General features: G+C 68.8%; 19 protein-coding genes and 2 pseudogenes. 12 read left to right on the forward strand and 9 right to left on the reverse strand.

What is annotated here, in order from left to right; all coding sequences use genetic code 11:
* The first annotated feature begins 459 nt into the window (after positions 1-459).
* From OG852_RS47565 to OG852_RS47590, 6 genes are all read left to right on the forward strand, one after another.
* The gene (locus OG852_RS47565; protein WP_330351628.1) at positions 460-1,158 is read left to right on the forward strand and encodes a cytochrome P450; all 699 of its coding nucleotides are present in this window, start codon (positions 460-462) and stop codon (positions 1,156-1,158) included.
* Positions 1,155-1,478 (forward strand): 2Fe-2S iron-sulfur cluster-binding protein, encoded by a 324-nt coding sequence (locus tag OG852_RS47570; RefSeq protein ID WP_330351285.1) that lies wholly within the window; start codon positions 1,155-1,157, stop codon positions 1,476-1,478. Before OG852_RS47565 ends, OG852_RS47570 begins: the two co-directional genes overlap by 4 nt.
* Complete coding sequence (locus tag OG852_RS47575; protein WP_330351286.1) at positions 1,478-2,641, forward strand: NAD(P)/FAD-dependent oxidoreductase; 1,164 nt, start codon at positions 1,478-1,480, stop codon at positions 2,639-2,641. The genes OG852_RS47570 and OG852_RS47575 overlap by 1 nt, the downstream gene beginning before the upstream one ends.
* Positions 2,642-2,655: 14 nt before the next feature.
* A complete protein-coding gene (locus tag OG852_RS47580) occupies positions 2,656-3,030 on the forward strand; it encodes an antibiotic biosynthesis monooxygenase family protein (RefSeq protein WP_330351287.1) in 375 nt (124 codons plus the stop codon).
* 44 nt (positions 3,031-3,074) lie between these two features.
* Positions 3,075-3,536: a MarR family winged helix-turn-helix transcriptional regulator gene (locus OG852_RS47585; RefSeq protein WP_330351288.1), complete on the forward strand. Its 462-nt coding sequence runs from the start codon at positions 3,075-3,077 to the stop codon at positions 3,534-3,536.
* An 84-nt stretch (positions 3,537-3,620) separates the two neighbouring features.
* Positions 3,621-3,776: a hypothetical protein gene (locus tag OG852_RS47590; RefSeq protein ID WP_330351289.1), complete on the forward strand. Its 156-nt coding sequence runs from the start codon at positions 3,621-3,623 to the stop codon at positions 3,774-3,776.
* A 186-nt stretch (positions 3,777-3,962) separates the two neighbouring features.
* Here the strand turns inward: OG852_RS47590 and OG852_RS47595 are convergent, their stop codons facing one another.
* Both OG852_RS47595 and OG852_RS47600 read right to left on the reverse strand, forming a co-directional pair.
* Entirely contained in the window at positions 3,963-5,213 is a 1,251-nt protein-coding gene (locus OG852_RS47595) for a M24 family metallopeptidase (protein WP_330351290.1), read from the reverse strand.
* Positions 5,214-5,232: 19 nt separating this feature from the next.
* Positions 5,233-6,576 (reverse strand): aminomethyl transferase family protein, encoded by a 1,344-nt coding sequence (locus tag OG852_RS47600; protein WP_330351291.1) that lies wholly within the window; start codon positions 6,574-6,576, stop codon positions 5,233-5,235.
* Between the two features lie 747 nt (positions 6,577-7,323).
* Here OG852_RS47600 and OG852_RS47605 point away from each other — a divergent pair.
* The 3 genes from OG852_RS47605 (at position 7,324) to OG852_RS47615 (ending at position 10,229) form a co-directional block, all read left to right on the forward strand.
* Entirely contained in the window at positions 7,324-8,289 is a 966-nt protein-coding gene (locus tag OG852_RS47605; RefSeq protein ID WP_330351629.1) for a chorismate-binding protein, read from the forward strand.
* A 115-nt stretch (positions 8,290-8,404) separates the two neighbouring features.
* Complete coding sequence (locus OG852_RS47610; RefSeq protein ID WP_330351292.1) at positions 8,405-9,358, forward strand: catechol 2,3-dioxygenase; 954 nt, start codon at positions 8,405-8,407, stop codon at positions 9,356-9,358.
* A 52-nt stretch (positions 9,359-9,410) separates the two neighbouring features.
* Positions 9,411-10,229, forward strand: a complete 819-nt coding sequence (locus OG852_RS47615; protein ID WP_330351293.1) for an IclR family transcriptional regulator — start codon at positions 9,411-9,413, stop codon at positions 10,227-10,229.
* Between the two features lie 24 nt (positions 10,230-10,253).
* Here OG852_RS47615 and folP read toward each other — a convergent pair.
* From folP to OG852_RS47640, 5 genes and pseudogenes are all read right to left on the reverse strand, one after another.
* A pseudogene (gene folP / locus OG852_RS47620) lies at positions 10,254-11,097 on the reverse strand (dihydropteroate synthase).
* 163 nt (positions 11,098-11,260) lie between these two features.
* Positions 11,261-12,100, reverse strand: a complete 840-nt coding sequence (gene folD / locus OG852_RS47625) for a bifunctional methylenetetrahydrofolate dehydrogenase/methenyltetrahydrofolate cyclohydrolase FolD (protein ID WP_330351294.1) — start codon at positions 12,098-12,100, stop codon at positions 11,261-11,263.
* 29 nt (positions 12,101-12,129) lie between these two features.
* On the reverse strand, positions 12,130-13,032 hold the full coding sequence (purU, locus tag OG852_RS47630) for a formyltetrahydrofolate deformylase (protein ID WP_330351295.1): 903 nt from the start codon (positions 13,030-13,032) through the stop codon (positions 12,130-12,132).
* Positions 13,029-13,895 (reverse strand): methylenetetrahydrofolate reductase, encoded by an 867-nt coding sequence (locus tag OG852_RS47635; protein ID WP_330351296.1) that lies wholly within the window; start codon positions 13,893-13,895, stop codon positions 13,029-13,031. Before OG852_RS47635 ends, purU begins: the two co-directional genes overlap by 4 nt.
* 188 nt (positions 13,896-14,083) lie before the next feature.
* Positions 14,084-15,445, reverse strand: coding sequence for an aminomethyl transferase family protein (locus tag OG852_RS47640; protein ID WP_330351297.1), 1,362 nt, complete (start codon positions 15,443-15,445; stop codon positions 14,084-14,086).
* Positions 15,446-15,610: 165 nt separating this feature from the next.
* Here OG852_RS47640 and OG852_RS47645 point away from each other — a divergent pair, with 165 nt between their 5' ends.
* Positions 15,611-15,832, forward strand: coding sequence for a hypothetical protein (locus tag OG852_RS47645; RefSeq protein WP_330351298.1), 222 nt, complete (start codon positions 15,611-15,613; stop codon positions 15,830-15,832).
* Positions 15,833-16,001: 169 nt separating this feature from the next.
* On the opposite strand, the gene OG852_RS47650 is transcribed toward OG852_RS47645, so the two are convergent.
* Positions 16,002-16,811 (reverse strand): MarR family winged helix-turn-helix transcriptional regulator, encoded by an 810-nt coding sequence (locus tag OG852_RS47650; protein ID WP_330351299.1) that lies wholly within the window; start codon positions 16,809-16,811, stop codon positions 16,002-16,004.
* A 267-nt stretch (positions 16,812-17,078) separates the two neighbouring features.
* Here OG852_RS47650 and OG852_RS47655 point away from each other — a divergent pair, with 267 nt between their 5' ends.
* Together OG852_RS47655 and OG852_RS47660 are read left to right on the forward strand one after the other, a co-directional pair.
* A complete protein-coding gene (locus OG852_RS47655) occupies positions 17,079-18,143 on the forward strand; it encodes a quinone oxidoreductase family protein (RefSeq protein ID WP_330351300.1) in 1,065 nt (354 codons plus the stop codon).
* 84 nt (positions 18,144-18,227) lie between these two features.
* A pseudogene (locus tag OG852_RS47660) lies at positions 18,228-18,395 on the forward strand (aldo/keto reductase); the annotation flags it as partial.
* 59 nt (positions 18,396-18,454) lie between these two features.
* Here OG852_RS47660 and OG852_RS47665 read toward each other — a convergent pair.
* Positions 18,455-19,429, reverse strand: a complete 975-nt coding sequence (locus OG852_RS47665) for an Lrp/AsnC family transcriptional regulator (RefSeq protein ID WP_330351301.1) — start codon at positions 19,427-19,429, stop codon at positions 18,455-18,457.
* Between the last annotated feature and the right edge of the window lie 164 nt (positions 19,430-19,593).

A 19,593-nucleotide genomic window follows, 5' to 3' on the forward strand; every position in this document is an offset into this window, starting at 1 on the left:
GAGGTTCTCGCCACCTACGCCGACCTGCGTGAGCGGTGTCCGGTGGTGCACAGTTCCGCCCACGACGGGTTCTACGCCACGACCGGTTACCAGGCCGTGCGGACGGTGACCGGGGACGCGGAGCACTTCAGCACGGCGGAAGGGGTCATCCTCCCCACCCAGGACCTGCCCAAGATCGTGCCGCTGGAATTCGAGGGTCCGGAACACGACGCGTGGCGCACCATCATGCTCGCACCGATGACACCGGCCAAGGTGCGCGAACTGCAGCCGGTGATCGACGAGATCGTGCGCGCACAGATCGACGGCTTCGCGCGAGACGGCAGGGCCGACCTCACGGCGGCTCTCGCCGAGACCGTCCCCGCCCTGGTCATCTCCCGCATGGTGGGGCTGTCCGCCGAAGCGGCCCCGCGCATGCGGGAACTGGGGTCGGAGATGGTCGCCGCCGTGAACACCGACCGGATGCCCCAGGCCGCGAAGGAGTTCTTCGCGTTCACCGCGGCCCAACTCGAAGACCGGCGCCGAAACCCCCGGGACGACTACCTCACCCAGCTCGCCTCAGGGGCCCTGGGAGACCGGCCGCTGACCGACGGCGAGGTCGGCGGAATCCTGATGTCCTTCTTCATCGGCGGCCATCACTCGACCACGGCGGCCATCTCCGCTCTCCTGCACCACATCATCACCGAGAGCGGAGTCCGGGAGGCACTCGCGAACGACCCCGGGGTCCTCCCCAAGGTGATCGAGGAGAGCCTGCGGCTGTCGACGCCGCTGGCCCATTTCGCGCGCACCGTCCTGCAGGACACCGAGATCGAGGGGTGCCCCGTCCCGGCGGGCAGCCGGATCCTGCTCAACTACGTCTCGGCCAACCGCGACGAGCGGAGGTTCGCGGACCCCGACCGGTTCGACCTCGGCCGACGCCCCAACCCGCATGTCGCCTTCGGGTTCGGCGGACACCTGTGCATCGGGCGCCACCTGGCCCGCGCGGAGATGACCACCGTCGCCACCCAGCTCCTCACCCGGCTGCCGGACATCGAGACCGACGGCGAGGTGCGGTTCAGCGGCCTCATCGGCGGCAACCTCCACAGAATCCTGGAGTTCCCCGTCAGGTTCACACCCGAGAACCCCAACGCCCGGCAGAACAGGACGGCGGACGGAAAATGACCAAGATAACCTTCGTGCGGCCCGGCGGTGAGCGGGAGATCGTGAACGCCGAACCCGGCCACAGCGTGATGGAGACGGCCGTCGACAACGGCATCGACGAGATCGTCGCGGAGTGCGGCGGCTGCCTCGCCTGCGCCACCTGCCATGTGTACGTCGACGAGGCCGACCTGGACCGGCTGCCGCCGCCCAGCGCTGCGGAGGACGCGATGCTGGAGGCGACAGCGGCCCCGCGCACGCTGTGCAGCAGACTCTCGTGCCAGCTCAAGGCCACCCCGGAACTCGGGGACCTCACGGTGCATCTCCCGTCGGAGCAGTACTGATGGATCAGCCGGGAGTCGTCATCGTCGGCGCGGGGCACGCCGGCTTCACCGCCGCGGCATCCCTGCGCCAGAAGGGCTACGCCGGAGCCGTGACGCTCGTGACGGCCGAGGACGACCTGCCCTACCAGCGGCCACCGCTGTCCAAGGGGTACCTGGCCGGCAGCATCGGCGGCCAGCGGCTCGCCTTCCGGCCGGCGGACTTCTACGAACGCAGACGCATCGACCTGCGGCGCGGCGATCCCGCCGAGTGGATCGACCGCGAGGCCAAGGCCCTGATCCTCTCTTCCGGGCAGTCACTGCGCTACGACCGCCTGGTCCTGGCCACGGGATCGACACCGAGGACCGCCGCGCTGCCCGGCGCCGGACTCGACGGCGTGTTCCGGCTGCACTCCCGTGCCGACGCCGACGCCCTGCGTGAACGCCTTGCCGTCGCACACCACCTGGTGATCGTCGGCGGTGGGTTCATCGGCCTGGAAATCGCCGCCCACGCACGCGGCCAGGACAAGGACGTCACCGTGGTGGAGAGCACCGACCGCCTTCTGGGAAGGGCGGTGTCCACGGCGACGTCCGCGTTCTTCCACGCCACACATCTGTCGTGGGGATGCCGGGTTCTCCTGGGGTCACCGGTCGCGGGGCTGGTCGGCGACGGAACGGGCCGCGTGCGAGGGGTTCGGCTGCAGGAGGGCTCCGTACTCCACGCCGATCTCGTCGTGGTCGGCGTGGGGGCGCGCGCCAACACGGAACTCGCCGAACGCTCCGGGCTGAGCGTCGACAACGGTGTGGTGGTGGACGCGGGCCTGCGGACCTCCGATCCGCACGTCCACGCGATCGGTGACTGTGCCCGCTACCCCAGCGGTGGCCGGACGGTCCGGTACGAGTGCGTGGAGAACGCGGTCGGCCAAGCGCACGCCGTCGCCGAGGAACTGACGACCGGCCGACCGCAGAACTACCGAAGAATCCCGTCGTTCTGGAGCGACCAACAGGATCTCAAACTCCAGATCGCCGGCGACTCCACCGGCCATGACCGCGCCGTTCTGCAGGGTGACCCGGCCGAAGGGAGTTTCGCCGTGCGGTGTTTCCAAGGTGCGACCCTGGTGGCCGTCGAGTCGGTCAACCGGCCTTCGGACCACGTCTCCGCCCGCCAACAGCTACAACCGGCCTGAACCGAGGAGTTCACGTGATAGAGCTCAGGGACATCGATCCCTCGACCCCGTTCCTGGCACAGCTGCAAGGCCCGGACGACGGACGGCCCATCACCCTCGTCAACACCTTCGTCGTCCCCGAAGGCCAGATCGACAAGGTCATCGACGTCTGGCGCCAGGACTCCATGATCATGAAAGCGCAGCCCGGCTTCGTCTCCGCGCAGTTGTACCGAGGTGCCGGCGACGGTCGCGCCCTGACGAACGTGGCCGTCTGGGAGACCCTCACCTCGCTGAGAAACGCGTTCATGAGCGAGGAGTTCCAGAACACGCTGCCGCTCTACCCGGACGGGTCGCTGGCGTTCCCGGTCGTGATGCGCGGGGAAGCGGTGCCCGGCGTGTGCGTGGCCTGATCACCCCCGATCAAAGGCTCTACAACTAGATGTACTCTGCGGGGATGAGCGAGTCCGTCACCCGAGAGTCCTCGGTGCAGCTGGTCCGGGTCATCTGGACCCTGCACCGAGTCCTGTACCAGCGCCAGTCGACCCCGGGCGGTGAGTCCCGCAGGCGTCCGCTCGCCCACGTGGAGGTACTGCGGCTGGTCGAAAGCCGACCGGGCATCGGCGTCCGTGAGGCGGCCGTGGCGCTGGGCATGCAGCCCAACAACGTCAGCACCATCGTCACGCAACTCGTCCGTGACGGGTTCCTGGAGCGCCGTACCAGCACCCACGACAAGCGCTACGTCGAGCTCCATCCGACCGACAAGATGCGCACCATGGGCGGCGAGGTCGACGACAGCCTCCACAACGCGATCACCGAGGCCCTCGGTCAGCTGCCTCCGGAGACGTCCCGGCGTATCACCGCCTCCCTGCCCGACCTGTGGGAGCTCGCCCGGACCCTCACCCCGGCGTCCAGGTGAGCCCAACGCGCACGAGCGGCATACCGGGCGCGCCACTCTCCGTGGACGGGCTCGTCCCGGCGCCGCCCGGCCGGGAATGGTGAAGTGCCTGTGAAGTACGGGCTCCAGCTACTGCCGCTGACGGCTCAGGGGCGGCTGGAGCTTCCCATCGGCCGCGTGTTCCTGCTGTCCGAAGCGGCGGCCGCGCACGAGCTGGCAGCGGGCGGCTACCCCGGCGGCAACGTCATGCTCCTACCGTGATGTCTTGAGCCGGGATCCACACGGGATCCCGGCTCAAGACTTCCGGACCGGGGCCGGCCGGTGCGCGGCCAGGGCCGAATCAGACGGTCACCACGATCTTGCCAACGTGCCTTGCCGCCGCCTGGGCTTCGTGGGTCGCGGTTCCGGCGGCCTGGTCGGCGGAGTGTCCCCAGCAGACCAGCCGTCTCACTGCGGGTCGATGACGGTCAGCTCACGTGGACGAGTGCCCAGCCGTTCGGCGCCCGTTTGTGTCACGACGACGGTGTCGCCCCACGTGACGTCGTGCGTACGGGCGGAAGGCACGGGCGCTTCCGGTACCTCCAGGAACGGCTTCAGGATGAAGGTGGTGTGCGCGGTGATCGGCTGCTCCGCGATGTGGGAGGCGTCGCGCTGGGGGATGACCAACGGCCCGTCGTTGCCGAGCCCGCGGCCGTGCAGCAGGGCGAGCATATGGCCGTCGGCGTCCCCCGCGACCGACTCCACGGCGGCGAAGACATCGCCCCATCGCTGCCCGGGCACCATCGCTTTCAACGCCGTGTCGAAGGCGGCCGCGTTGCGGTCGAAGATCTCCCGAGCCCGGGCGCCCGGCCGTCCGATGACCATGGGCTGCGCGACCTGGGCCTGGTAACCACGGATCTCGGGCATCAACTCCGTGGAGACGAAGGTCCCGCGGTCCAGGACTCCGGGCGGGGTCGTCACGTACCGGTGCCGTCCCTCACCCCATGGCCCCGGTGCCCAGGCCACGTGCAGCACGTCCGCGCCGGCCCGTACCTGGGCCAGCAGCATCTGCCCGTACACCTCGGCCTGTGCCACGCCCACCCGTGCCGTCGCCGCCATCGCCTCGAGCGACGCCTCGCCGGCACGGACGCTCGCGGCCAGCCGGGAGATCTCCTCGGGGCCCTTGACGTACCGGGCCCGTCCGAGGATGCCGGTGCCGTCGACGACGTGTTCGGCGCCGACCGCTTCCGCGATACGCGCCACCGAGGTGTACCCGGCGTACCCCTCGGGTTGCCGCACGGAGGAGAACTCGTCGCCGCGCAGCCCGGCGATCGCGGTGCGCCGGCCGACGAGGCCCCGTTGGCGCAGCACATCCGCCGTCACCGCACCGTACTCGGGCGCGGTCGAACCGAACGGGGTCGCGCTCATCCGGTCTTCGATCCAGTGCGGCCGCTCGACGGCGTAGTTGCTGTGCTCACCACCGAGAATCAGGACCGGATCACCATCGACGGGAAAGATCGTCACACCGACGGTGTCGGCGATGTAGAGCGAGTCCGAGGTGATCCACTGCGGCAGGACGATCAGCACCTCGACAGAGGCCTCGCTCATCAACTGCCGCAGCCGTTCCCAGCGCCGGTCGCGCTCCTCCAGGCTGAACATCGGTTCGTTGACCGGTGCCGGGACCCCCAGGATTCCCTGGACACCACGCATACCCTGCATAGCGGTCGCCTTCCTTGGGTCAGTCGTTCGCGCGGTATCGCGTGCGGACGTACTCGTTGTAGGGCGAGGCCTGCACCGTCGCCTTGATCCGCTCGAAGCCCCTGTCGTCATCGGGGTCGGTCCCGGGGCCGGGGTGTTCGCCCCACACGAATGTCACCTCCGTCCCAGGGGTGGCGTACTTCCTGTCGACCAGCGCCAGTGACAGGACCGTTCCGCGGGGGGCGAGGGTACCGGTGTCGAAGGCCATCCCGATGACCTGGTCGTCCGCCTCCACCCGGAAGCGGGCCTGTGTCTCCATGAATTCCAGGTCACCACCGTCGGCACCCCATACGCGGCGCGCCTGGTCCGCGTCGAGGACCAGGGTGACCCGCTCGCGTGCCACGTCGTGCCGGGCTTGTTCCAGGCCCTGGCGGCCCAGGAAATCGTGGTCGAACGAGATCAGCCTGCCGTAACCCAACTCGTAGGGGGTGGTGTAGTAGTCCTGGATGTTCTCCGAGAAGAAGCTTCCCCGCAGCGGATTCAGTCCGTCGAAGGACAGCGCGGGAAGCGATTCGCGGTATGCGCGCAGTCCCGGTGCGCTGTAGATGCCGGGAGTCGGCATCGGGATCCAGCCGCTCTCCAGGGCGTTCGTCGAGTAGGCCCACGCGCCCACCTGGACCAGGCCGAACGACTCCCCGGCCTCGAGCAGGGCCTGCTTGACGAACTCTCCGTCCTTCCACTCGCCGATGAACTCGTATCCGGGCTGCCCGGTCATGCCGTGCCGCAACGCCCGGAAGGTCCGGCCGCCCAGCGTGACCAGAGCCGAGTGGAAGAACTTCGTCTTGGGCAGCGGGCCGCCGAATACCTGCTCGACCAGTTCCAGTGCGCGCGGCCCCTGGATCTGATAGCGGAACAGCACCGGATCTCCGCCCCCGCGCGTTCGTGAGTCCGGGTCGAGCGAGAACGACACGTCGTAGCCGCCGGCCTCGGCGTGATACCTGATCCATGCCTGTGAGGAGGGCACGCCGCTCATGGTGAACTTCTCGGCACCGTCCCGGGTGAGGATGTTGTCACCGACCGTGTATCCCTCCTCGGTGACCACGATGCTCTGTTTTGCCTGGCCGACGGCGAAGTCGCGGTAGCTGTTCGCGCTGTGATCCGAGAGGAGCCGGAGCGCGTCCGGTCCCTCGATGAACAGGTCCGATATGTGGTGGCACAGATCGGATAGCGCCACGGTTTCATACGCGGCCGTCTGTTCCTCGCGCCATCCGGCGTACTCCGGTTCCACGACCGGCGGCGACCATCGCGGCGCGTTCGCCTTCCACAGCAGCCGGACAGGGGATTCCGCTCGGTCGATGGCTTCCTGCAGGGTCGGGACTGCCATGTGAATACTCCTCGTCGATGACTGTGAGCAGCAGAAAGGTTGTCGGTCTTCGCACCCCACACGGCAGCGGCCCGTACGGCATCGGGAGGGGTGCGACGTGTGCACACGGACGTAGAGCCGCAGCAGCCGCTTGCGCGGATCCGCGCCGCCGTGTCGTCGTCGCGGCGGGGGTGCCACGTTGTTCACCCGGGAGCCGACCGAGGACGGCCGCACCTCAGATCCGGGTACCGCTCGATGACGCCGACGTCCGGGCAGGGCCGACGTCGGAGAACACGCCAGGCGTCACGGTGACGATGTCCGTAACGGGACACCGAGCCGGTTCGGGAGGCCCCACACACACCGCGTTTCCGGCGACGGGTCGGTCGGCAGGGCTGTGGTCACGGCGTCTCCCCTCGCGGAGACCGCCTGGCTTCAGGCGAGAAGGCGCGTTTCACGGTCATCGGCTCCTAGCGGGCGCCCGCCCCCGCTATGCGGTCGGGCCACGGGTGTGGCGCCCTTGCTGGACGACACCGTCCCCGACATGTCTTCTGTATAGCAGACATCTTTTCTGCAGTACAGACGACGGAGGGACGCAATGTACCTCCCTGTGACCCGTCTGCATGTCTGTCTGATAGACGTGATTTCTGTTATACGGAATATGACGCGGGACAACGGCCCGGACGGTCACCCGCCGCCGGAAAGGAAGGGATCCCTTTGCACGAGTCTCGAGCCGTGGCCCGGCTCGGCGGAGTTCACGCGAAGGGGCTCATGGACATCACGAGTGATCCGGCAGCCCTGGACTCGGAGGGATTCTGGGCCGTGATAGTGAGCTTCGAGGGGAGCTTGACGTGCGCCCGCTTCCGCGACGTGCGCCCCGCGGTCGAGGGAGCCGGCATCACGCCACCATGGCATGGTCCGGCTCGAGCCGACTGGCGGACCTCGCTCGATCGGTCCGCCTACCTCACCGGCGTCCGGCGCATCCGTGAACACATCTCCGCCGGGAACGTCTACCAGGTCAATCTGTGCCGGGTCCTGTCGGCCCAGATCGCGCAGGACGTGGACATAGAGGCCCTGGCCGTCCTCCTGGCACGCGGCAATCCGGCGCCGTACGCGAGCACCATCCGCCTGCCGGAGCAGGGCCTGGAGGTGGTCGCGGCATCACCGGAACTGTTCCTGCGCCGGCAGGGCAGAACACTCACCTCCGGCCCGATCAAGGGGACGGGCCGGACGGAGGCGGACCTGTCGGAGAAGGACTACGCCGAGAACGTCATGATCGTCGACCTCGTCCGCAACGACCTCAGCCGTGTCTGTACTCCGGGAAGCGTCACCGTTCCGGACCTGTGCGCCGTCGAAAAGCACCCGGGCCTGGTCCACCTCGTCTCCTCGGTTCGGGGTGAGCTCAGGGACGACGTCGGCTGGCCCGAAGTGCTCGATGCGACCTTTCCCCCTGGCTCGGTCACCGGTGCTCCGAAACACCGCGCGCTCGACGTCATAAGGGAACTGGAGACATCCGCGCGCGGCCCGTACTGCGGCGGCATCGGATGGGTCGACGCGGACACGGGGGCAGCCGAACTGGCCGTCGGCATCCGCACGTTCTGGATCGACCGGCACGCCGGAACCCTGCACTTCGGCACAGGAGCAGGCATCACCTGGGGATCCGATCCCGAACGGGAGTGGCAGGAGACAGAGCTCAAGGCGGCACGTCTGCTGGCCATCGCCTCGAACACCCCATGAACGCATCACCCCGCGCCCCGGCATCCTTCGGCCGCTCGGCCATCACACCAACCGGCGGTCGCCGGCTCGCGGTTGTCCCTGTCCCTTTCCTTTCCCTTCTTCACAAGGAACCGGTATGCACCTGCCCCTGGGAGACATCGCCCACCTCGGCCACGTCGAGCTTCTCACCCCGGACCTCGACGCCAGTCTCGTGTTCTTCACCGACTACCTGGGCCTGACCGTCAACGAACGCCGAGGCAGCTCCGTCTACCTGAGGACGTGGGACGACTACGAGCATCACAGCGTCATCCTCACCGCCGACGACCTGCCCGGCGTGCGCCGCACCGCCCTGCGCACCTCCAGCGAGGAGGCACTGCGGCGCCGGGTGAAGGAGCTGGAGGCCGCGGGACATCAGGGGTACTGGAGCGAGGACGAGCCCGGCATCGGCAAGCTCTACATCACCACCGACCCCGACGGCCACGAGCTCGCCCTCTACTGGGAGAGTGAGTATCACCAGGCGCCGGAAGAACTCCGGCCCGCGCTGAAGAACCAGCCACAGGCCAAGCCCAACAGGGGCGTGGGCGTGCGCCGTCTGGACCACATCAACTTCCTCGGCGCCGACGTCGCCGCCAATGCCGACTTCCACCACCAGGTGCTCGGTGCACGGCCGACCAAGCAGATCCGACTCGACAACGGGCGGATCGCGGGCAAGTGGCTGACCTACACGAACAAGTCGTACGACGTCGTCTACACCGAGGACTGGACCGGCTCGGCTGGCCGGCTGCACCACATCGCCTTCGCGACCGACACGCGCGAGGACATCCTGCGCGCCGCCGACCTGGCCATCGACACCGGCGTGTTCATCGAGACCGGCCCGCACAAGCACGCCATCCAGCAGACGTTCTTCCTGTACGTCTACGAGCCCGGCGGCAACCGCATCGAGCTGTGCAACCCGCTCACCCGCCTTGTCCTGGCCCCCGACTGGCCACTGGTCACCTGGACTGAGGAGGAACGGAGGAAGGGCCAGGCCTGGGGCCTGAAGACCATCGAGTCGTTCCACACGCACGGCACGCCCCCTGCTCGGAGCTGAGTGAGCGGGCGGACGGCCTGTCCGTGCGAGTCGGCCGTGGGAAACTGATCGCATGGATACGCCGCCCGACCGTCTCGGTGAGTTGTCACCGCTCGCAGACCGCGCCACGCCGGCCTACCCCATCGCCTCGGTGGAGAACACTCTGCGCATTCTGCTGCTGCTCAGGGACAGGGGCACCCTGACGCTCGCCGACGTGGCCGCCGAGCTGGGCATCGCACGCTCCAGCGCCCACCGCCTCATGGCGATGCTCACGTACTACGACTTCGTACGCCAGGAGCCCGCCACTCGCGCTTTCGGACCGGGTCCCGCCATGGTGGACGTCGGGCTGTCGGCCGTACGTTCCCTCGACATCCGTGTGCTGGCCCGACCGGTGCTCACCGAGTTGGCGGAGTCCACCGAGATGACCGCCCACCTCGCTCTGCCCCGGGGACGGGACATCCTCTATGTGGACGGCGTGGAGAGCCGGCGTACGATCAGGGCGGCCCTGCGCACCGGTGACACGATGCCGGCCCATGTGACCGGCGTCGGGAAGGCACTGCTTTCCCGCATGGACGACGAACAGCTCCGTCAGCTGTACCGGGACGCGCCACCGCAGGCGCTGACCCCCAAGTCGATCTCCACCGTGAGCGCCCTCCTGGCGGAAATGCGGCAGGCACGCGAGGCCGGATACGGGGTGAACCGCAGCGAGAGCGAGAGCGGTGTCTTCTCCATGGGGGTTGCCTTCGAATCGACCGAGCCCGGCATGTACGCGGGAATCGGCCTGGTCTGCCCGGAGTCGGCGATGGACTCGGACGGGGAGACCCGTGTGGCGGCTCGGCTCAGGACGGCGGTTCGCGACATCACCAACGAGATCAAGGCTTTTCGTTCCTGAATCGCCTCGCGTTCATCGGTGCCTTCACGACCGTGCTGTCCAGGCTTGTGCCATCCGTACGGCGTCCCGGTTGGCCGGCACGTTGTGGACTCGCACCGCCCATGCGCCGGACGCCGCGGCCAGCGCGGAGACAGCCGCTGTGGCGCTGTCACGCTCGCCCGGGGGCACCGGCTCGCCTCTCGCGTCGGCCAGAGCGGTGCCGATGAACGACTTCCGCGAGGCCCCGACGAGGACCGGCAGTCCCAGACCTGTCAGCTCCGGGAGTCGGCTGAGGAGGGCCCAGTCGTGCTCCGGTCTCTTGGCGAAGCCGAGGCCGGGATCGAGCACGATGCGGTCCACGTCGGCACCGGCGTCCGTGAGGCGCTCCACCCGCCGAAGCAGTTCGTCCCGGACTTCGATGACCACGTCCTGATAGTGGGCGTGCCGGTACATGTCCGCGCTGGGGGAACGCCAGTGCATCAGGATGTAGGGCACGGCCATGGCCGCGACCAGGGCGGCCATGTGCGGATCGGCCAGTCCGCCGCTCACGTCGTTGACCATGGCGGCACCCGCTTGAACAGCGGCACAGGCCACGTCCGCGCGTGTCGTGTCCACGCTGACCCGGATTCCCTCCGCGGCCAGGACCCGGATCACCGGCAGGACCCGGTTCTTCTCTTCGTCCGGTGGCACCCGCAGGGCGCCGGGGCGGGTGGACTCCCCGCCGACGTCGACGATGTCGGCGCCCGCCGGCCAGGGCCAGGCCGTGCTCGATGGCCTGGTGGGTGCCCAGGTAGCTCCCACCGTCGGAGAACGAGTCCGGCGTCACGTTGAGGATGCCCATGACCAGGCATCTGGCGTCGGACCGAGCAGACTTCTGTACCGGGTGCATGGGCGGACTCCAGCCGTGGCCGGGAGAGGAGGGGAGCGGTGCGGCTTCTGCCGTCGGGAATGCGGTGGGGACGAAAAGGGCCACGCGATTCTCCGGGAGCACGGCAGCCATGGGCTATGGCGTCCAGGACGAGGCGCGCCACCACGGTGCTACGGCCGCTGAGTCATCTCTGAGCCGCACGCAGTGTGTTGACCAGGAGCATGGCGATGGTCATGGGCCCCACGCCTCCCGGAACGGGGGTGATCAAGGCCGCCAGGCCGTCCAGTTGGCCGGTGCGCACGTCGCCCAGCAGTCCCCGCGGCGTGCGGTGGATGCCGACGTCGACGACGACGGCACCCGGTTTGACGTGCTCGGGTCCGATCAGACCGGGCACCCCGGTGGCGACCACCAGGATGTCGGCCGTTCGCGTCACGGAGGGGAGGTCGCGTGTGTGCTTGTGGGCGACCGTGACGGTCGCGTCCCGCTGCAGCAGCAACTGGGCCATGGGACGGCCGACGAGTTCCGAGTGACCCACGACGACGGCGTGCGCGCCCGACAGGGCGACGCCCTCCCTGTCGAGCAGTTCCATGACGCCCGCGGGGGTGCAGGGCCGCAGGCCGTCGGCTCCGCGGGTCAGCAGGCCCACGTTCAGGGTGGTGAGGCCGTCGACATCCTTGTACGCCGGAATCCGGTCGATGAGCGCCGTGGCGTCGAGGCCAGGGGGCAGCGGAAGCTGCAGCAGAATGCCGGTGACGTCCGGGTCGCGGCCGAGGGCGTCGATCACCGCAGCGATCTCCTCCTGCGTCGTGTCCCGCGGCAGGGCGTGGTGGACGTTGCGCATGCCGGCTTCGCGGATCGCGCGACGTTTGTTGGCCACGTACACCGCGCTGGCCGCGTCGTCGCCGACCAGAACGGTGGCAAGCCCCGGAGTTCGTCCGTGGGAGCGCGCCAGGTCGGCCACCTCTTCGGCTACCCGGTGGCGGATCTGGTGGGCGTACTTTCTGCCGTCGATCAGGGTGGTCATGCGCAAGGTCCTGTCCCTGGCGGTGGTGCTCACGGAAAGACAACGCAGTGGTTGCGGTGCCGGATGACGCGGTCGTCGGCGTGCCACAGGACGGCCCGGGAGAGTACGGCGCGTTCGACATCGGCACTGCGACGCCTGAGTTCGGCGACCGAGTCGGCATGGGTGACGCGGGCGACGTCCTGCTCGATGATGGGGCCTTCGTCGAGGTCTTCGGTGACGTAGTGCGCGGTGGCGCCGATGAGCTTCACTCCGCGTTCCTTGGCCTTGGCGTGCGGGCCGGCGCCGATGAAGGCAGGCAGGAAGGAGTGGTGGATGTTGATGATCGGCACGCCCACGCCCTCGATGAAGTCGCTGCTGAGGATCTGCATGTAGCGGGCCAGGACGACGAAGTCGACGTGCCCGGCGAGGAGTCGGAGGTGCTCGGCTTCCGCGGCGGACTTGTCGGGGCCCATGGACGGCACGTGGAAGAAGGGAATGCCGAAGGTCCGCACCTCGTCCGCGGTGTCCGGATGGTTCGATATCACCATCGAGATGCTCACCGGCAGCTCACCGCGCCGATGGCGCCACAGCAGGTCGAGCAGGCAGTGATCGGACTTCGAGGCGAAGATCGCGACCCGTTTGGGGACCGACATGTCCCGCAGGGTCACCTCCAGGCCGAAGTCCTTCACCAGCTGCGTGTGGAGCTCTTCGCGGAGGCCGGGAAGCTCCGCCCGGAGCCCGTCCAGGGCGAACACGGTGCGCTGGAAGTAGGCGCCGTCGTCAGGGTCCGAGTACTGGTCGAGCGAGACGATGTTGGCGCCGTGGTTGCTCAGGAGCGAGCCGACCGCGGCCACGATGCCCACGCGGTCGGTGCCCTTCACGATCAGCGAGGCACGGTCGGCGTGCGGGCCGGTGGAGGCGGCCGGTGTCGAGGTCTGCAGGGCGAGGGTCACTTCAGCCCCTTCCGGAAGGCGTCGATCCAGCGGGAGGTCGTGTCCAGGCCGCCGAAGGTGTAGAAGTGCAGCTTCACCTCGCCGTGCCGGGCGGCGTCGTATCCGGCGGCGAGCGCGGTGAGGAACCGGTCGGGGCCCGTGGTGCCCATCAGGTTGGTGAGTGACAGGCCGTATTTGCGTGCGATGGAGGCGCTGGTGCCCACGCCGAAGCGCGTGGCGTAGGTCATCAGGCGCTTGACCCCGGCGGGGCCGGGGACCCCGACGCGTATCGGCAGCTCGATGTCTCGTCCCCGTACCTCTTCGATCCAGGTCAGGACCGCATTGGCGTCGAATCCGAACTGGGTGATGATGTCGCCGCTCAGTCCCTCGGCGGCGAGTGCGTTCGCCTTTTCCGCGAGAGCGGACCACAGGGTCTCGCGGGAGATCTGCGGGTGTCCTTCCGGGTAGCCGCTGATGCCGACGCCGCGGACGCCGTGTTCCTGCAGCAGTCCGGACCGGATGATCTGCAGCGAGTCGGCGTAGGGGCCGTGAGGTTGGGCGGGGTCGCCACCGACGGCGAAGACCTGTGCCTGGGCGTCGTGCTCGCGCAGAGCTGCGAGGAATACCTTCAGTTCGTCCCGCGAGGTCAGGCGGCGGGCGGAGATGTGCGGGACCGGGACGAAGCCGAAGCCGTTCACGGCGCGCGCGGCGTCGAGGCGCATCTGCAGGTTCTCGTTGCCCAGGTAGGTCACGTTGATCCGGGTGCCGGGTGGAATGGCGCCTCGGGCCTCGTCGAGCTTCGATGTGTCCTTCCCCGTCATTTCCAGAGAGAAGTCCCGCAGCAGCATGGCTTCCGTGACAGGGGGTGGGGAGGTTGTGGTCATCATGCTCCTTGCACATATGAGGTCGGCGGCATCGACGCCGGGCCGGGGGACGCGGGAGAGCCGCTTTCCCCGGGACGGACGGCGCGCGGGATCTGCCACCGCGACACAGGCACAAGGCCGTTGCCGTGAAACACCGCGGTGTGCGTTTCGCTTGCCGGCGGTGACGGACGGGCGCGGTCCGCGGGGTGCTACTTGTTGCGGTAGGTCTCGCGAGCGAACCGCACGTAGGGGGCGGGGGCGACGGTGGCCCGGATCTCGGTCTGGCGGTGGGCTTCGACGCCGGGCTTGGCCGAGTTGGGGCTCTCTCCCCACACCACGGTGACCTGGGTGCCGGGTTCGCTGTGGACACGGTCGAGGGTGGCGAGGGAGACCATGGCGCGTTCGTTGGCGATGTAACCGACGTCCATGGAGATGCCGACGAGTTCACCGTCGAGGAGGACCTTGTCGCTCTGGTGGAGGGCGTAGCGGGCCTTGGGGAACTCGATGAACTTCGCGGGGAGTTCGTCGCTCTGGTAGAGGGAGCCGATCGCGCGGGCGACGTCCTCCTCGTTCCAGACCAGGGTCACCTTGGTACGGGGAGGGTTCTGGGCGGTCTTCGCCAGGGCCTCGCGGCCGACGAAGTCGTGATCGAACTTGACGATGGAGCCGTAGCCGATGTCATAGGGGGTGAGGTAATAGTCCTCGATGTTCGGGGAGTCCATCGAGCCGCCCAGGGATCCCATCGCGGGGGTCTTCAGCCACTCGCGGTAGCCCTTCATCTTCTCGCCGGAGAAGACGGCCGGCATCGGCGCCGGAACCCAGGCGGACTCAAGGTTGGCCGTGGAGTAGGCCTTCGCGCCGACCTGGACCAGGTCGAACGCCTCGCCCTTGGCGAGGATCGCCTCGCGGACGGCTTCGCCTTCCTCCCAGGGGCCGAAGAGTTCGAAACCGGGCTGGCCGGCCATGCCGTGACGCAGTCCGCGGACCTGGTGTCCGGCGATGGTGAACGTCGCCATGTGGAAAAAGCGGGTCTCGGGCACCGGGGCGCCCGTGACCTTCTCCAGTAGTGCGAGCGCGTTGGGGCCCTGAAGTTCGTAGCGGTAGACCTTCGGCGGGCCGGAGACCCGGTCGTAGGAGTTGTCGTCGCGTTCCGTGGTGGCGTCGTAGTCGCCGGTCTCCACGTTGTACTGCACCCAGTCCAGCACCGGCGGGTGCCCGACCAGGTCGAACACGCCCTGCTCCAGGTGGAAGAGGACCGCGTCGCCGATCAGCTGTCCGTCGTGGTTGACGGCCACGTACTGCTTGGCACGGCCGGGGCCGAAGTCGGCGAAGCTGTTGACGCCCAGATCGGACAGCAGCCGTAGTGCGTCCGGACCCTGGATGTACAGGTCCGTCATGTGGTGCGACTGATCCAGCAGCGCCACCGAGTCCCGCCACGCCCGCTGTTCGGTCCGCCAGTTCGTGAACTCCGCCCGCACCGGGAACGTGTGCGGACGGATCGGGGAGTTGCGCAGCAACTCCACCGCGCTGCCCGCACGCTCGATCGCCTGCTCGACACTCTCCTGGCTCATGTCCCACCTCTCTGTACCGGCGGCCGCATGGCCGCCTGACGCCCCCGACGGGAGCGTCAGGGCTGCGCCGGGTCGTGCGTCACGAAACTCGGGGCGCGTGCGGAGAGCACTGCCAATCCGTCTACTGAACAGAATAGCTGTCTGGTATGCAGAACGCTAGGTTGGGTGGCGCACCACGACGAGATCGTCGGCGCCCGCGTGCCTCACCCTTCGGGCGGCGTCGTCGAGCAATGTCTCGTGGGAGCCGACCCGCACCGGCAGCGGTGGTGGTCCGGCGAGGGCGAGGTCGGCGCAGTCCGGGCCGGGAAGACGCTGAGCCCCAGCACGGTCGCCGAGACAGAGGGCGGCGGACGCCCGCGCCTGCTCCGCGGTGCAGCCATCACGTGAGAGACGTGGTCTTCGCCGAGGGCGCCTCCGCCGTCCATACCGGCGGCGCGGCGCGGGCGATGACCTCCTGGCGGAACCTGGCCATCGGCGGACTACGGCTCTGCTCGGAGCGGACGGACCGTCCGAGCGGTCTGGGCCGCGCCCGGACATGCCCTCTGGATCTGCGGCGTCACCGACAGCCCACCGCTACCGGGAACTTGAAGCCGCCCTGGGGCACGAGCCCCACAACCGTGACCTCGCCGACCTCGCCGACCTCGTCCGCCACCCGGTCGCGGGCGAACGGCTCATGGCGCCGGGACGAGCCGAGTGGAAGCAGCGGACATGTATCGAACGAGAGGCCTCCCCACGGCGCGGCCATGGGGTTCCGCGCCGTGGGACGGGCTTTCGCCACAGCGAAAATTACCATAATGAATATGAGGAAGTGGGGGTGGTGAACACCGCCGCTCGATAAGGTGGTGCACCTGGCTCGGTCTTTCGGCCGCTGCGGGGCTTCGCCGGCAATCGGTCGCGAACGGCGCTGCCGTACTGTCTCCGACAAGGGGGTTTCGATCAGGCAGGTTTCCAGCAGACTCGTGGTGGAGGTCAGGTCCACCCCACCGAGCCGCTCACGCGACCATGCGCGGAAGATCTCCTTGCGCTCGCGTGCGGCGTCGGCGAGTTCGCTGCCGCGCGGGGTGTACGTGATCTCGATTCGGCGGCGGTCGTCGCCGGCGGGCTCTCGCTCACGGAGCCCTGAGGCGACCAGACGGTCCACCAGCCGGCCCGGGTGACCCCCTTCGGCGATCAGAAGCGTCCCCAACTCGCACAGGGACATCGGGCCGTACCGGTCGACAAGCTGCAACGCCTCGGCCTGGCTCGTGGTGATCCCCAGCGGCCGCAGCAGGCCGTTGCCCCGGCGGTCCGCCTCCCGGGTCAGCGCCTTGAGCAGCAGGCCGAACTCCTCGGTCGCATATGAGTGAAAGGGACCTTCCGTGCCCACAGCACCCCCCGCACCGTCGTCGTCACCGGCGCCAACAGTCGTACCGGACGTGACCTGCTGCCCCGCCTCGCGGAATCCGGGCTGCGAGTGATCGCACTCGCTCCAGGTGGCCGATCACCGGCCCGACCGCCTCCTGATCCATCCCTCTCCCGGCGAATCGCCTGGTCGAAACCCTTTCCTGCCCGATGCCACCGGGGAGGGACGAGTCGCGGGCGGTCGTCCGGGGACCCATCCATGAGCCGCAGGACGATCCGAAGGAACGTGAAAGTGGAACAGACCATGATGGCGGTCCGCCTGTTCGAGCACGGCGGGCCCGAGGTGCTCAAGTACGTGGAGGTGCCGGTCCCCGAGGTCGGCCCCGACGACGTCCTGATACGCGTGCGCGCCACGGCCGTGAACAGCTGGGACCTCCGGTACCGCTCGGGAAACCTGCCGAAGCCGCTACCGGGCCGGCCGGCCTGGCCCGTGCCGTTCCAGCTCGGCCGGGACGCGGCCGGTGAAGTCGTCGCCACCGGCGCCAATGTCACGAGGTGGCACGCGGGCGACAGGGTCCTGCAGCTTCCGCACCCGCCGTGTCGCAACTGTGCCCTGTGTACCCGAGGGCTGGAGAACCTGTGCATTGACACCGCGTACCCCGGCCACCAGGTCTTCGGCGGATACGCCGAGTACATAGCGCGCCGCCAGGACGCGATCCTGCCCATTCCCGAAGGCGTCGACTTCGGGACGGCCGCGGCCACCATGTGGACGTACACCACCCCGCTCAACTGCGCGCGGCAGGCGCCTGTCGGCCCGGGCGACACGGTGGTCATCACCGGTGCCAGCGGTGGAATGGCGATCGCCTGCGCACAGCTGGCGAAGCTGAGCGGAGCCACCGTGATCGGCACCACGACCAAGCCGGACCGGGACGAGGCGCTCAGGAAACTGGGCTACGACCACATCCTGCGCTCCACCGACGCACGGCTGCCGGCTCAGGTCAGGGAACTGACGCACGGCCTGGGCGCCGACGCCGTCTGGGACTGCGTCGGCGGCAACGACTTCTTCCAGCTCTCCGTGTCCTGCACACGGCTCGGCGGCACGGTCGTCGTCCTCGGTTCACCGCCCAGTCAGGGGTCCCGGCTCGAGCTGGACGCGTTCGCGCTCATCGCCAAGCAGGTGCGGATCGCCAGCGTCCGCGGCGCGACCCTGCGGGACCAGCAGCTGTGCCTGGAGCTGCTGGCGGCCGGAAAGATCACCCCGATCCTCGACGAGACCTACCCCCTGGCGTCGGCGGCCGAGGCCCACGCGTACCTGGAGGGCCAGCGGCAGATCGGCAAAGTGCTCCTCCTGCCCTGACACGCGGGCACGCGCTGACCGCAGCACGAGCGTGGTCAGCGCTCGGCACCACGGCCGCCGAAAGACGGCATGATCAGGTCGACTGCCTTGCAGCCCCGCTTCCAGGGCGAGAACCTCCCACACGACCTCACGTTGGTCGAGCTCCTGCGAAAGGTCGCCGAACAGAAGGGTCTCAGCGTCGCGCAACTCGCCATCGCCTGGGTGCTCTCCCGCGGCGAGGACATCGTCCCGCTGGTCGGGCGCGGGATTCGGCGATGGTACTGGCGACTTCGTTTCCACTGGCTCGGCTCCGTGCTGCGGCACGGTACCCCTCAGCGACCAGGCTCGTAGGCGAGCTGTTTGACCTCGCGCATGGCGAGGGCGGTCTCGACGGACTGGACGCCGTCAAGAGCACCGATCTTGTCGCTGAGGTAGGTGTACAGGTCGCCGGTGCCGGCATGGAGGGTGGCCGCGACGATGTTGGCCTGACCGGTGGTGGCCGCCGCGAAGCGCACCTCGGGGTGCGAGGCGAGGGCTCGGCCGACGTTGGCGAGTGCGGCCGGGGTGACGGTGAGCCAGAGCATGGCGACGACCTCGTTGCCGAGGTGCTCGTGGTCGAACTGCACGTCCAGGTAGAGGACCCCGGTCGCGCGCAGGCGATCCAGCCGCCGCTTCACCGTGGATTCGGGAAGGCCTGTGCTTGCCTGGAGTTCCGTGATGGACGCTCGTCCGTCGCGGCCGAGGACGGCGAGCAGCGCCTCGTCGGCGTCCTCCAGTGCGACCGGTCTGGTGCCCGGATCTACCGGTGGGGGGCTGAGGTCGGCCTGTTCGTCGGGACTGAGGGCGTTGATCTTGCTGAGCCAGCCTACGGGGCCCCCGTAGAAGTGGTGGAGCAGGCAGTGGGCACTGACCGAGATGACGCGTGGCGTGCGCTGGAGGCGGTCCAGAAGGAGTTCGTCCCGCGCCTGCCGCGTGCGGGGTTTCATCGCGCACATCACTTCCGTACCACCTGAGATCACGCTGACGTACGCGGTGTCCGGACGCCGGGCGAGTGCGCCGGCCAGTTGTTCGGCACCGTCGGGGGTGCAGCGTAGGCGCAGGATCCAGGTGCTGCGGCCGAGTCGGCGTTCGTCCGTGATGCCCAGTACGCGGAGGTGGACGGTGCCGCGCAGCCGACGAAAGCGGCGGGCCACCGTCTGATCGGAGACCCCCAGGACCTCTGCGATCCGGTTGAACGGCGCCCGACCGTCGAGCTGCAGCGCCTGCAGCAACTTCAGATCGAGTGGATCGAGTGCCTGGGCCCGCACTGGTTCCTCCTGTCTCTTTGCGGCGGCCGGTGAGGTCCGGGCCCTGGAAAGAGGACCCGGACCCCGGCTGGGCGCGTTCCCGTCCCCACGGATGGCGCCCTGTACCGGCTCCGGCAGCTGTATGCCCCAGTGTCACCGGAACCGGCACGCTTCGAACTCTCGGC

This window comes from Streptomyces sp. NBC_00582, assembly GCF_036345155.1.
GTDB lineage: Bacteria > Actinomycetota > Actinomycetes > Streptomycetales > Streptomycetaceae > Streptomyces.